This is a genomic window from Sporosarcina sp. BP05, assembly GCF_014282005.1.
GTDB lineage: Bacteria > Bacillota > Bacilli > Bacillales_A > Planococcaceae > Sporosarcina.
This window is the reverse complement of the sequence record NZ_JACFTD010000009.1, coordinates 98,938-112,430: the sequence shown is the minus strand read 5'-3', so window position 1 is coordinate 112,430 and position 13,493 is coordinate 98,938. Positions and strand designations below refer to the sequence as shown.

The 13,493-nt window shown below is 41.9% G+C and carries 12 protein-coding genes and 6 tRNA genes; 12 read left to right on the top strand and 6 right to left on the bottom strand.

Annotated features, from left to right (window positions below; all coding sequences use genetic code 11):
• Positions 1-52: 52 nt before the first annotated feature.
• The 6 genes from H2672_RS12520 to H2672_RS12495 all read left to right on the top strand — a co-directional run bounded on the left by H2672_RS12520 (position 53) and on the right by H2672_RS12495 (position 547).
• Positions 53-128, top strand: a tRNA-Phe gene (locus H2672_RS12520).
• A gap of 7 nt (positions 129-135) precedes the next feature.
• Positions 136-209 (top strand) — tRNA-Gly (locus H2672_RS12515).
• A 3-nt stretch (positions 210-212) separates the two neighbouring features.
• Positions 213-289, top strand: a tRNA-Ile gene (locus H2672_RS12510).
• Position 290: 1 nt separating this feature from the next.
• Positions 291-365: transfer RNA gene (locus H2672_RS12505), tRNA-Asn, on the top strand.
• 9 nt (positions 366-374) lie between these two features.
• Positions 375-465 (top strand) — tRNA-Ser (locus tag H2672_RS12500).
• Between the two features lie 10 nt (positions 466-475).
• Positions 476-547: transfer RNA gene (locus tag H2672_RS12495), tRNA-Glu, on the top strand.
• Positions 548-1,175: 628 nt separating this feature from the next.
• Here H2672_RS12495 and H2672_RS12490 read toward each other — a convergent pair.
• The 4 genes from H2672_RS12490 to H2672_RS12475 form a co-directional block, all read right to left on the bottom strand.
• Positions 1,176-1,577 carry a hypothetical protein gene (locus H2672_RS12490; protein ID WP_186671836.1) on the bottom strand — a complete coding sequence of 134 codons (402 nt, stop codon included), beginning with the start codon at positions 1,575-1,577 and terminating at the stop codon, positions 1,176-1,178.
• A 154-nt stretch (positions 1,578-1,731) separates the two neighbouring features.
• The gene (locus H2672_RS12485) at positions 1,732-2,190 is read right to left on the bottom strand and encodes a hypothetical protein (RefSeq protein WP_222439383.1); all 459 of its coding nucleotides are present in this window, start codon (positions 2,188-2,190) and stop codon (positions 1,732-1,734) included.
• 344 nt (positions 2,191-2,534) lie between these two features.
• Positions 2,535-3,257 (bottom strand): TraR/DksA C4-type zinc finger protein, encoded by a 723-nt coding sequence (locus H2672_RS12480; RefSeq protein WP_186671834.1) that lies wholly within the window; start codon positions 3,255-3,257, stop codon positions 2,535-2,537.
• 181 nt (positions 3,258-3,438) lie between these two features.
• Positions 3,439-4,350: a 1,4-dihydroxy-2-naphthoate polyprenyltransferase gene (locus tag H2672_RS12475; RefSeq protein WP_186671832.1), complete on the bottom strand. Its 912-nt coding sequence runs from the start codon at positions 4,348-4,350 to the stop codon at positions 3,439-3,441.
• A 164-nt stretch (positions 4,351-4,514) separates the two neighbouring features.
• Between H2672_RS12475 and H2672_RS12470 the strand changes: the two genes are divergently transcribed.
• The 5 genes from H2672_RS12470 to H2672_RS12450 all read left to right on the top strand — a co-directional run bounded on the left by H2672_RS12470 (position 4,515) and on the right by H2672_RS12450 (position 10,772).
• Positions 4,515-5,900: an isochorismate synthase gene (locus H2672_RS12470; RefSeq protein ID WP_186671830.1), complete on the top strand. Its 1,386-nt coding sequence runs from the start codon at positions 4,515-4,517 to the stop codon at positions 5,898-5,900.
• On the top strand, positions 5,893-7,605 hold the full coding sequence (gene menD, locus H2672_RS12465; protein WP_186671828.1) for a 2-succinyl-5-enolpyruvyl-6-hydroxy-3-cyclohexene-1-carboxylic-acid synthase: 1,713 nt from the start codon (positions 5,893-5,895) through the stop codon (positions 7,603-7,605). Before H2672_RS12470 ends, menD begins: the two co-directional genes overlap by 8 nt.
• Complete coding sequence (gene menH, locus H2672_RS12460; protein ID WP_186671826.1) at positions 7,598-8,443, top strand: 2-succinyl-6-hydroxy-2,4-cyclohexadiene-1-carboxylate synthase; 846 nt, start codon at positions 7,598-7,600, stop codon at positions 8,441-8,443. Before menD ends, menH begins: the two co-directional genes overlap by 8 nt.
• Positions 8,440-9,258 carry a 1,4-dihydroxy-2-naphthoyl-CoA synthase gene (gene menB / locus H2672_RS12455; protein ID WP_186671824.1) on the top strand — a complete coding sequence of 273 codons (819 nt, stop codon included), beginning with the start codon at positions 8,440-8,442 and terminating at the stop codon, positions 9,256-9,258. Before menH ends, menB begins: the two co-directional genes overlap by 4 nt.
• Before the next feature lie 68 nt (positions 9,259-9,326).
• Complete coding sequence (locus H2672_RS12450) at positions 9,327-10,772, top strand: o-succinylbenzoate--CoA ligase (protein ID WP_186671822.1); 1,446 nt, start codon at positions 9,327-9,329, stop codon at positions 10,770-10,772.
• Positions 10,773-11,567: 795 nt separating this feature from the next.
• On the opposite strand, the gene H2672_RS12445 is transcribed toward H2672_RS12450, so the two are convergent.
• Together H2672_RS12445 and yidD are read right to left on the bottom strand one after the other, a co-directional pair.
• Positions 11,568-12,551, bottom strand: coding sequence for a metal ABC transporter solute-binding protein, Zn/Mn family (locus H2672_RS12445; protein ID WP_186671819.1), 984 nt, complete (start codon positions 12,549-12,551; stop codon positions 11,568-11,570).
• Positions 12,552-12,710: 159 nt separating this feature from the next.
• Positions 12,711-12,941: a membrane protein insertion efficiency factor YidD gene (gene yidD, locus H2672_RS12440; protein ID WP_186671817.1), complete on the bottom strand. Its 231-nt coding sequence runs from the start codon at positions 12,939-12,941 to the stop codon at positions 12,711-12,713.
• A 101-nt stretch (positions 12,942-13,042) separates the two neighbouring features.
• Between yidD and H2672_RS12435 the strand changes: the two genes are divergently transcribed.
• Entirely contained in the window at positions 13,043-13,492 is a 450-nt protein-coding gene (locus tag H2672_RS12435; RefSeq protein WP_186671815.1) for a Dps family protein, read from the top strand.
• Position 13,493 lies beyond the last annotated feature (1 nt).

The window sequence follows — 13,493 nt, the reverse complement described above, 5'->3', positions numbered from 1 at the left end:
TCATACTATAAGGTTTAGGATAAGTTAAATGCTTAATGTAAACCAAATATGTGGCTCAGTAGCTCAGTCGGTAGAGCAAAGGACTGAAAATCCTTGTGTCGGCGGTTCGATTCCGTCCTGAGCCACCATTATTATGCGAGTGTAGTTTAGTGGTAAAACCTCAGCCTTCCAAGCTGATGATGAGGGTTCGATTCCCTTCACTCGCTCCAAGAGGGCCTATAGCTCAGCTGGTTAGAGCGCACGCCTGATAAGCGTGAGGTCGGTGGTTCGAGTCCACTTAGGCCCACCATTCCGCAGTAGCTCAGTGGTAGAGCAATCGGCTGTTAACCGATCGGTCGTAGGTTCGAGTCCTACCTGCGGAGCCATTTATATATGGGGAAGTACTCAAGCGGCTCAAGAGGTGCCCCTGCTAAGGGTATAGATCGCGAAAGCGGTGCGAGGGTTCGAATCCCTCCTTCTCCGCCATATATAATTTGGCCCCTTGGTCAAGCGGTTAAGACACCGCCCTTTCACGGCGGTATCACGGGTTCGAATCCCGTAGGGGTCATACAAAAAAGTAGCTTTGCAAGTTCTTAAAGAACTTGTAAAGCTACTTTTTATTTTGTTTATAGATAGTTCTCTAGTTTCCTAAAATTAATAACTATATTTGCCGAAATAAAGAACGCCATTTAATTTGCTGCGGCGCTAGGGGATGCCTCTCGCCCTAAGCCAAGCATCTTCGCCGCCAATCTTAGGGCTTCGGCTGCCCCTTTTAAGGCGCCTTCGCTAAGTTTATATAGGTATTTATACATTGAACTTATATATACGAAAAGAAACACCTTAAGCAAAAATGGTAACCCGTTTAGTTAAGTGGTACAAAATGCAAAATAAAGCACGAAATAGACCGCTAATTAGCATCTGAATTTGCGGTCTTTAAAATACCTATGCATCAACATTTACATTTAAATCACACTTGTTGCTGTTTCAACAATCAAAATAACATACGAATTATTGACCTACAATAATTCTTGTAAGTTGAAAATATCGTGTTAAAACCGTGGCTAATTCAGTGGTCAAATTAAAGGGAAATGGAAAAGAGGGGATATATTCAACAAAAAAACACTGGGAATGATCCAGCGTTTTTGTTTTAATTAATAATATTTCCCTCTTCCTTCTTCAATTAAAGCACCCGTTAGTTACTCTATTTCATCAGAATGGGCAACTTTTATCATAAATGCTTCCCAATTAAGATTGTGTTTACTTACCATATCTTGATATATATTATTTATTTCTTTTTTCGTTTTATCAGTAATTACTTCGCTATCTGGTACGATTAAATAAATCCTAATATCATCCATTGAATAAATCATTCCCGCAGTTTGATATTTGTAACCTGCTTTACTTAATTCTTCCCCTACCAAGGAAAAGAATCCTCCCCCTTTAATGAGAGAATCATTAAATTCAACTAACTCCTTTTGTTCCTCCTCAGTTAAAATGTGAGTTTCTCCATCCGCTTTAGGTTCCTGTAAATAAAAAAACGAAAAAGCTAACGAAAGGATGAGAATGCCTACGATATAAAGAACAAATTTTTTTCTCATACAAACACCTCTTGATTAAGGGTATGTCTGTTTAAATGGGCAAATAACCAACACTTCTTGTTTAACTAACCTGCTTCGTTAGTTTAAGAAGAAAGAGCTCCCTAAGAAGCCCTGTTAATCAATTAAAGCACCTGTTAGTTGAAGAATCTATTTGTCATTCATTTTTCATTAAATAAATAATACTATCTCGTCTTACAACTTGAAAAGTTAAATCATCATCGACACTAAGCATAGAAGCAGAAGTTAATCTGGTATCACTTCCACTATTAAAATAAATTCCATATCCATTATTCGCAGGATATCCATATAAATAACAAACCACTTTTTCTTCTTTCATAAAAACTAATTGGTTCATACCTTCACTTACTGTTTCACTGATAGTATCCCACTTATAGCCAACGGTTTTATAGATTGTATCTTTAGATGTATACGGGCTAAAAGAATACACTATATCCCATTCAAATGGAGTTACATTGGATAAATTCACTGATTCTACGGATTCTCCAATGTTCAACATCTCTTGTTTCATTAGCTCTTCATTAACTTCCCATAAATCTTTTTTAAATACTATTATTGAAATAATAGTGAACAGTATTACGATAGCTATTATCAAGATTTTTTTCCGTCTCTTACTAATATTTACCCCTCATTCCCAAAGCTGATGAATTCTTTATTAAGAATTTAAACGAATTCTGTTTGAGAAAGTTGCAAAACAGTTCACTGATACTATATAGAATTTTAAACCTGCATCTTTCAATAATTTGTCCACGTTAATAATTAATTCCCTTTTACTGTTGGAATACTTCGATAAACAAATGAAAAAAGCACTGCTAAAAGCAATGCTAATTTATACTTGTATTTAGTTTTATTTGTTTTGATATGTGCGGTGTTATTTTAAGTTTAGTACCTCTAAACTTAACGGGTTACCAAAAATAGCTTTAGGAGTTTCTTTCACTTCTATTTATCCTCAATATAACTGTCTTTTTCATGATAAGGAATGTCTCCAAGAGGGGATTCGACTCCTTCATCATCCAGTTCCGCTTCATATTTCTCAGAGGCATCGGATCTGATGAATCCGCGTGATTTTCCATTTATATCGGTACCTGTGAATTCTTCAATTTCTTCGGTTGCCCCGTCTGAAATCTCGCTGTCGTATAACGTATTATAGTTATCGCGATCCCCGCTGAAATCGGAAGGGGTTTCTGATGTTCCGGATTTTGCGATTTCCTGGAAGCTGTCTTCGCCATCTCGGGCTGCTCCAGCAAATGAATTTGGGTTGGCCATGGTAAGCATGTCCTCTTCGACAGGTGGGTCGTAGGGTACTTCTTGCTCCGTCGCATGATCGATGCAAAGAGTCGTGTAAGGAACTGCTTCAAGCCGCTCAAATGGTATATCTTTTTGGCATACTTCACACTTCCCGTAAGAACCGTCCTCCATCGCTTGTAAGGCGCTTGCGACTTTACCTAATTCAGAGCCAGCATGTACGTGCAGAGCCATGTCTTTTTCTCTGTCATAGAGTTCTGTACCTAAATCAGCGGGATGGTTGTCATACATCGACAGCTCGCCAGAATCTTCTTGCGCACTTTCTTTAATATCTGTTTCTTTTTCTGTAATTGTTAAATGTTCCTTCATTTCATTTAACTCATTTTTAAGAGTGGCTTTTTGTTTATCATTCAACACGTATTGTCACGTCCTTTTTAGTAATAACGATAGTATGCTCATATACATTGTGCTTAACAAACAAAAGTAAAGATTATTGACTGTCGTTACTACACTTCCCTTTATTTCGAATCATTTAAACATGCGACTACTAAAACGCCCGAAGCATCGACGTAAATCGATGCTTCGGGCGTTTTAGTAGTTAGAGTAGATGTCCAATGAGTATTCCGATACCTAATAGTAATCCGAATAAAGTATTCGTAACTGCAGTGTTTTTCATCGCGGGCATCACATGTATAGGAATGTGATTTTTTCGGAACACGGTAATCGCCATAGCCGGTTTTTTGACACTAAGAAATACAAGCAGTGCCCATGGCGTAAGATGTCCAAAGACAACCATTGCAATAATCCAGCCATATGAAATGATGAAAAATAGCATTAGGATTGTAATTGCATTGGAGCGGCCGACGAGAATAGCAAGTGTTTTACGCCCGCCTACCTTATCGCCTTCCAAATCACGTATATTGTTTGCCAGCATAATACCTGCCACAAGCAACATACTTGGGATGGATAGCAGAACTGCTTCTGTCGTTACTGTTTCTGTCTGGATATAAAATGCAATAAGAATGAGTAGCATTCCCATGACAACACCGGAAAATAGTTCCCCGAATGGTGTGTAGGCGATTGGATACGGTCCTCCCGTATAAAAGTAGCCGACCATCATTGACAGGATACCGACGACTGCGAGCATCCACGAGGTTTCCATACATATATAAATACCGATAAGGACGGAAATCCCGTAAAGCATAAAGGCAAGATTCAACACGGTTTTTGGTTTTACGCCATTACGGACGATTGTACCGCCGATACCAATTGATTGTTCTGTATCAAGCCCTCTTTTAAAATCATAATACTCATTGAACATATTCGTTGCCATTTGGATGAAGACACTTGCGATGAGCATGGCGAAGAATAAAGGGAAATGTATTTTCCCGTAAGTTAGTGCAATCATTGTACCGAGAAATACAGGTGCAAAAGCTGCTGTAAGTGTATGTGGACGTGTAAGCTGCCACCAAATACGCCAACCTGTATCCGCTTTTATTGTCTGTTGCATTATTGTTCTCTCCCTATCCTTTTAATGACCCTATCCATTGTACTCCAAAATGGGTGGACTGAACATATGGACTGCTTATTATGTGCTGAAACGACGCGAATTCGGTATGATAGAATATAGGTATATACACTTAATCAGTCGAATGAATGTACGGAGGGAATATAATGAATCGGAAGTTGACCGCTACCCGTGAATCTCAATTAAAAGTTAGGCAGAATGAGTTGCGCTTTTTCACAGAAACTGTCGATGCGGGGCGAATTTCACCACTTGCGTTTTTCGAAGCAGGGGATTCGTGTTATAAAGATGAACGTTTCTATTGGCAAAATGCAGATAAAACATTAACGCTTGTTGGAATTGGACATGCTACGGTATTAACAAGCGATGGAACGGGTGATCGTTTCACACATATTTCAACAAGTTGGAAAAAGTTATGTAGTGCGCTTATTAAAGAAGAAAATGACCGGGAACCTGTTCTTTTTGGAGGTTTCTCGTTTGATCCGAAAAGTGTTAAGCAATCAGAGTGGGATGCATTTCCATCTGCTCATTTCGTTGTACCTTCTTTCCAGTTGTCGATTACGAATGGCAAGACGGAAATTTCCATTAACCTTGTAACAAAGAGCGACGATGCGGCAAAACAGTTTGAAAAGTTAAGGGATGAAAGAGATCGTCTAATTCATATCGCACAAGTCGAGGAATCCGCTTTGCTTACAAAACCGAAAGTCGTGTCAATAGAGGAACTTTCGAAAGAACATTATATGGAAACCGTTGCGGATGTCACAAAGAAAATTAATAATGGTGAAGCTGAAAAAGTGGTAATAGCACGTTCGGTAAAACTTAATTTTGCAGATGAAGTACCGGCTGTCACTGCACTACATCATATATCCAATGAACAGCAGGAAAGTTATCACTTTGGATTGCAAAAAGATGGCCAATTGTTTTTCGGTGCTACACCTGAGCGTTTAATTGAAATATCAAATGGCCGAGCGTATTCCGCATGTGTCGCGGGGTCCATTAAACGAGGTAAGTCGGCAGCCGAAGACCGCGAACTTGGCGATGAACTTCTTGAAGATAGAAAAAATCGGGAAGAGCATCAATATGTCGTTAATATGATTTCACAAGTGTTTAAAACATTTTGCACGGACATCAAAATTTCGAAAGTACCGAAATTGATGAAAGTCCGTGATATTCAGCATTTGTTTACGCCAGTTGAAGGAAAAGTTGAACAAGGGACTGATATTTTCAGTTTGGTTAAAGCACTTCACCCGACACCGGCCCTAGGCGGAGTCCCAACTGATATAGCAATGGAAATGATCCGTTCTGAGGAAAACTTAGATCGGGGTTATTATGCTGCACCAATTGGTTGGACAGATACTGCTGGAAATGGTGAATTTGCTGTGGCAATCCGTTCTGCACTTCTCGACGGCGATAGTGCGTACTTGTACGCTGGTGGAGGAATTGTAGCAGATTCTAAACCAGAAATAGAATACGATGAAACATGGGTGAAATTCAGACCTGTTATGCGGGCGCTTGGAGGAAAACTGAATGGATAACCGTACAGTTTTGACGGATTATGTTCGAAGAATGACGGCTGCTTTGATGATGGCGGATGTGAAAGCGGTAGTTATTAGCCCGGGCTCTCGTTCGACACCACTCGCTTATGCTTTCGCTTCAACGGAAGACCTTGATGTCTATATGCAAGTCGATGAACGATCGGCTGCCTATTTCGCACTAGGTTTGGCTAAGGCATCAGGTAATCCTGTCGTCCTTCTCTGTACGTCAGGTACCGCGGCATCGAATTATCATCCTGCTATAACAGAAGCGTATTATGCCCGTATCCCGCTTATCGTTATTACGGCAGACCGTCCGCATGAATTAAGGGAAGTCGGTGCTCCGCAGGCAATCGATCAAATCCGAATGTATGGTAAGCATGTGAAATACAGTGTAGATTTCCCGCTTGCTGAAAATAATCCGGATATCGAAAACTTTATCGATCGGCATGTCAGTCGCGCATTGTCAGTTGCAACTTCAGCCCCTCGAGGACCGGTTCACTTAAATGTGCCGTTTCGAGAACCGCTTCTTATCGATTTTGATAGGAAAACGCCGAAAACGACTTTCCAAAAACGATTTAACAGTGTAGATAGCTTGGATGTATCAATTGCCCAACAAATTTCACAGTTGCTTGCAACGTCAGAAAAAGGCTTTATCATTGCAGGTGAAATGCCGATAGGGTTCGATAAAACAGCATTTTGGAACTTTGCCAAAGCACTGAAATGGCCAGTATTATGCGACCCACTATCGAATCTTCGCACAGAAGTGCCCGAACAATGCCTTGCGCTTTGTATCGATCATTATGATGCGTTATTAAAAAGTGATGTATTCAAAGAGAAAGCCGTACCTGATACTGTAATTCGTTTTGGTGCACAGCCAGTAGCGAAGCCGCTGTCGCTTTATTTGAAAAAAGTACGGCCAGCTACAGTTATTGCAGTAGATGAATCGCCGGAATTCAGGGATTCGCTTGGCGTCGTGACGCATCATATCCAGACTTCATCCGAAACAATCATGCAAATCATTGTGGATAAACCGAAGACTTCTTATACGAAGTTGTGGACGGCGGCGAATGACGTGGCATCCGCGATTACGGATAATTATGAGGGTGTTGCTGGCGATGAGGGGATCTTTGCAAAAATGTTATTTGAGCACCTTCCCACAGGCAGCGACCTCGTAAGCGGCAGCAGCATGCCGATCCGTGATGTTGATACGTTTTTCAGGAAGACGGATAAGGACATCACAATTTTTGCAAATCGCGGGACTAATGGTATTGATGGCGTTGTATCAACAGCATTTGGTATCCAGGCGGCAAGAAAGCGACCTACATGGCTGTTAATTGGCGATTTATCGTTCTTGCATGATGTCAATGGACTGATTGTTACTCGTTTCCACGAGGCAGATTTGACCATTGTCATTATCAATAACGATGGAGGCGGAATATTCTCGTATCTTCCACAAGCTGAAGCAGGCAATCATTTCGAAGAACTGTTCGGTACACCGACAGGCTTAACATTCGACCATATTGCAGCGATGTATGATGCGCAGTATGCGGCAATTCACACGCCAGAAGAGTTCGCAATGGAGCTAGTTAAAGCGAAGGAAAAACCGGTACGTATTATTGAAGTGTTCACAAATCGTCAAGCGAATGTGAAAGCTCACCGTGATCTATGGACACTAATCACGGACAGGCTTGATCATAATGTATGAAAAGACTATCTACGTGCGTGGAATTGAACTGCATGTGGAAATCCAAGGTAAAGAGAATCTGCCTGCCATCGTATTTCTACATGGCTTTACGGGGAGCACCATCTCTTGGCGTGAAATTACAAAGTTGCTCAAGGGGAACTACCGAACAATAGCTGTCGATTTGACGGGACATGGGAAATCGACTATTCCGGAAGACATTGACCGCTACTCCATGGACCAGCAAGTCGAGGACCTTGAGGAACTGTTTACTGAGCTTTCTCTTGATCAATTCATCTTAGTTGGTTATTCAATGGGGGGGCGCGTTGCACTAGCGTATACTGTGCATCATTCGAATCGGGTATCGTCGTTGATTCTCGAGAGTTCTTCCCCAGGATTGAAGACGAAAGTGGAGAGAGAAGAACGACAAGTAGCTGACAGGCGGCTGTCAGAAAGAATCTTAACTGACGGATTACCAGCATTCATCGATTTTTGGGGAAATATTCCCTTGTTCGCGTCTCAGAAGACTTTGTCAGAAGAAAAACAGCTGTCTGTGAGAAATGAACGACTTAGTCAGAGTGAAATCGGCCTTGCGAACAGCTTACGTGGGATTGGAACAGGCAGCCAATCTTCATATTGGGGGAGCCTAGGAACAATCAATCTTCCGGTTTTGCTCATAACGGGGGAACTCGACACGAAGTTCGTAAATATTTCCCGGGAAATGCAGAGGAATTTCCCTAATGTCCGTCACGAAACGATAGAACATGCTGGACATGCAATTCATGTGGAAAAACCGGCTACATTTGCTACAATGATAGAGAAGCATATTTCAGAGTTGAAAAATCGAGGAGGGTCACTATGACACGTCAATGGGAAACGATACGTACATACGAAGACATCAAATATGAACAGTATGGCGGGATTGCAAAAGTAACAATTAACCGTCCGGAAGTGCGCAATGCATTCCGACCTAAAACGGTATCGGAGTTAATCGACGCATTTTCACGCGCACGAGACGACCAAAGCATTGGAGTCATCGTATTAACAGGCGAAGGCGAGAAAGCATTCTGTTCAGGCGGAGACCAATCCGTGCGAGGGCATGGCGGTTATGTAGGGGACGATGAAATTCCACGTCTAAACGTCTTGGACTTACAGCGTCTAATCCGTGTTATACCGAAACCGGTTGTGGCAATGGTTGCAGGATATGCAATCGGCGGCGGACATGTACTTCATGTCGTTTGTGATTTGACGATTGCAGCAGAAAATGCAGTTTTCGGACAAACAGGACCTAAAGTCGGTTCATTCGACGCAGGTTATGGTTCGGGCTACTTGGCACGAATCATCGGTCATAAGAAAGCGCGCGAAATCTGGTTCCTATGCCGTCAATACAACGCACAGGAAGCACTCGACATGGGTCTAGTCAACACGGTAGTTCCTTATGAACAACTGGAAGACGAGACGGTTCAATGGTGTCAAGAGATGCTTGGCATGAGCCCTACGGCACTTCGTTTCGTCAAAGCAGCAATGAATGCGGATACGGACGGACTTGCTGGTCTTCAACAATTGGCTGGTGACGCAACACTTCTTTATTACACAACTGACGAAGCGAAAGAAGGCCGTGACGCGTTCAAAGAAAAACGTAAACCGGACTTCGGACAATTCCCACGTTTTCCTTGATAAAACTAGATAAAAACTAAGAAAGCTGCCTCTAATCGGGCAGCTTTTTCTGAATGGATGGTGATGGCATGATTCCAAATTGGTTAATGCAACGGGCTTATTTAACGCCTGATAAAGTAGCTTTATCGTTCGAAGAGGAAAAGTGGACATTCGCACAGTTAAAAGATGATGCGGTAATTCTTGCACGGAAATTGAGGGCGAACAGTTTAAATGAAGGGCAACGTATTGCATTACTTGGGCCCTCCAATGCTGAAATGGTGGTCATCATTCACGCATGTATGCTAGTAGGCCTTGAAATTGTTATGCTAAACAGTCGATTGACAAAAAAGGAAATCGCATATCAATTGGATGATTCAGGCGCGACGACGGTTATTGTGTCGAATGAACTGAGTAGTGTTGTTGCCGATACACCGGTGCGTCAGCTACTGTTTACTGCGATTAAGGGCAGTGCTGAACTGCCATTTGTCATTCAGGATAGTTGGCAATCAGACAGGACCATTACGATTATGTATACATCGGGCACGACAGGATTTCCGAAGGGGGTGCGTCAAACAGCAGGTAATCACGTTTCGAGTGCACTGTCGTCTGTTCTAAACCTAGGGCTTGATGAAGGCGATGTCTGGCTTTGTGCGATGCCTTTATTCCATATTAGCGGGTTCTCGATTCTTGTTCGTTCTGTACTTTACGGAATGGAGGTTCAGTTGCATGAAAAGTTTGATGCCATCAAGTCAGCGAAAGCGGTAGGGGATGGGTCCGTCACACGAATGTCTGTTGTATCCCTTACATTGGACAAAGTTCTGCGTGAACTGGAAAAAGAAAATAGTGTTGCACATCCATCATTTAAATCGATGCTAGCAGGCGGTGGTCCGGTTCCAATTGATTATTTGAAGCGGGCAAAAGCGCTTGATGTCCCAGTTCTCCAAACGTACGGAATGACAGAAACTAGTTCGCAAACAGCGACCTTAGCAGCAAGCGATGCGATGAGGAAAATGGGCTCGGCAGGCAAACCGTTGTTTTTCAATCAAATCAAAATCAAAGATACAGATAATCCAGGTGAAAAAGGCGAAGTATTTATACGAGGTCCGCACGTCACACCTGGATATATCGGTCGTTTTGAAGGAGTAGATCCATTGGAAAATGGCTGGCTTCCGACAGGTGATATCGGTTATCTCGATGCGGAAGGTTATTTGTATATTGTTGACAGAAGATCCGACTTGATCATTTCAGGAGGAGAAAATATTTATCCTGCTGAAATTGAAAATGTACTGGCAGCGCATCCGAATATTCGAGAGGCAGGCGTTTGCGGAAAAGACCATTCCGAGTGGGGTAGTGTTCCGGTTGCGTTTGTCGTAGTATCAGGAAATGTAACCGAAGATGATTTAATAGCTTATTGTGAAGCGCGATTGGCGCGTTACAAAGTGCCAAAATCATTTCACTTCATTGATGAACTACCGCGTAATGGATCTAATAAGTTATTGCGTCGCAAATTGAAAGAGTTGGTGGATTTGAAATAGAGGTGCCGTCGAATTGTCATTGCAACTCGTCAAACTGTAAGGGGAATTGCTGATACTGTCATGGCAACCGTCGAAACTGTGAGGGGAACTCCGAACTGTGATGGCACCTAGTCAAACTGTAAGGGGAATTGCTGAGACTGTCATGGCAACCGACGAAACTGTGAGGGGAACTCCAGACTGTGATGGCACCTCGTCAAACTGTAAGGGGAACTGCTGAGACTGTGATGGCAACCGACGAAACTGTGAGGGGAACTGCAGACTCTGACGGCAACTCGATGAACTGTAAGGGGAATTGCTGAGACTGTGATGGCAACCGACGAAACTGTGAGGGGAACTGCAGACTGTGATGGCAATTCGTCAAACTGTAAGGGGAATTGCTGAGACTGTCATGGCAACCGTCGAAACTGTGAGGGGAACTCCGAACTGTGATGGCAACTCGTCAAACTGTAAGGGGAACTGCTGATACTGTGATGGCAACCGACGAAACTGTGAGGGGAACTGCAGACTCTGACGGCAACTCGTCAAACTGTAAGGGGAACTGCTGAGACTGTCATGGCAACCGACGAAACTGTGAGGGGAACTGCAGACTGTGATGGCAACTCGATGAACTGTAAGGGGAACTGCTGATACTGTGATGGCAACTCATCAAACTGTAAGGGGAATTGCTGTAACTGTGATGGCAACCGTCGAAACTGTAAGAGGAACTCCGGACTATCACAGCAATCCACTCAAACACAAAAAAAGGCTGTCCCATATGCCAGATTAAACCTGGCATACGGGACAGCCTTTCTTCTTTTACTTTCCACTTAACGCTATCTTCAGCGTTTCAATGTTTTGTTCCATCAAAGAAAAATAGTCTTCGTTGTTTTTTACATCATCCACTGTCAATATGCCAAGATTATGGAGCATGAGTGATTCAGCGCCAAGTTCTTTCCGTACGACATTTGTTAGCTTCGATGATACATTCTGTTCAAATAGCACATAGTGGATGTTTTTGTCTTTTGCTTCTTTTACAATTTGTGCTAATTGTTTTTGTGAAGGCTCGCTTTGTGAGTTCAGTCCTGCAATCGCGACTTGTTCAAGTCCATATGAATCGGCAAGATAACCAAATGACGCATGTGAGACAAAAAATGTCTTAGAAGGTACATTGGAAGCCATAACTTTAAATTTGCTATCGAGTTCGACAAGTTCTACCTTCAGTTGTTCATAGTTCTTCTCGAATTCGTCTTTCATTTCAGGTTTTGATACAATTAATGCATCTTTGATAGAAGTCGCAAGTTCGACACTAAGCAGTGGTGAAATCCATACATGAGGATCGACAACGCCATGATTATGACCTTCGTGTCCTTGCTCATCATGCTTAGCATCTTCGTTGTGACCTTCATCGCTATGACCTTCATCCAACATCTCATCAGGAATTGCCTCCGCTGTTGCAATCATTTTTACATGTTCATTTTTCAGCGTTTTCTCCGCATTTTCCACAAAACCTTCAAGGCCAAGTCCGATATAGAAAAATAAATCCGAGTCGGCAAGTCCCATCATATCTTTTTGTGTAGGATCAAAAGTATGTTCATCCGCACCGGCGGGATAGATGGATTTGACATCAACGTATTCGCCACCAATTCGTTCTGTAAAGTATTGAAGTGGGTATACCGTTGTAAAAATAGACAATTTCTTTGTCCCAGTTGCCACTTTTTCTGTAGATGTGGATTTAGCGCCACAAGCACTGAGTAGAATAATTGTTAGTAATGAAATGATAAAAAATAGTTTCTTATTCATTAGATATATCCTCCGCGTCTTAATAGTAATGATTACGATTTGTCTAACTGACTTTTTTATCATACAAGAGAGTTTCTGATTTGGCAACTAAATAAGCGATTTTATTTTAATCGAAAAAAACGGCTCGACGATTATGTCAATCCGTTTTGTCTAAAGAAATTAGTTTTTATGCACATCATTATCTGGAACAGGATCAAATCCACCCTCATGGAACGGATGGCATTTTGAAATTCGACGTATGGCAAGCCATGAACCCTTTAGTGCACCATGCTTTTCGACTGCCTCAATCCCATAGTGAGAACAAGTGGGATAGAAACGGCATGAAGGTGGTGTAAGTGGTGAAATCACTTTTTGATAAAGTTTAATAAAACCAATTAAAATCTTTTTCATTTAAAAAACTCCTTATAAATGCTTCGATGTTTATTGTAGATGCTTCAGTGGTAAATTAACAGAGAGACGAATTATATTTAACAAAAAGGGGAGAGATTTTTATGTCGAAAGAACTTATCAATGAATTGAATGTCCAAGTATCCACATGGTCAGTCATGTATGCGAAGCTCCACAATTATCACTGGTATGTAAAAGGACATCAATTTTTCACTTTGCATGTAAAATTCGAAGAACTCTACAATGAAGCGACATTGCATATGGACGAAATCGCAGAACGTATATTGACACTTGGCGGAATGCCGGTAGCTACGTTGAAAGAACATCTGGAACAGTCTGTCGTGAAAGAAGCGACAGGTAAAGAAAAGACCGATGAAATGGTGAAAACCGTCGCCAGTGACTTCGGTGAAATTATGAAATCATTGAAAAAAGGCATGGAGTTGGCCGCGAAAGATGGCGATGGCATGACGGAAGACTTGTTGAATGCGACCCATCAGAGTATCGAAAAACATCAATGGATGCTCAATGCATTCCTTGGTGAAGGCAATAATTAAT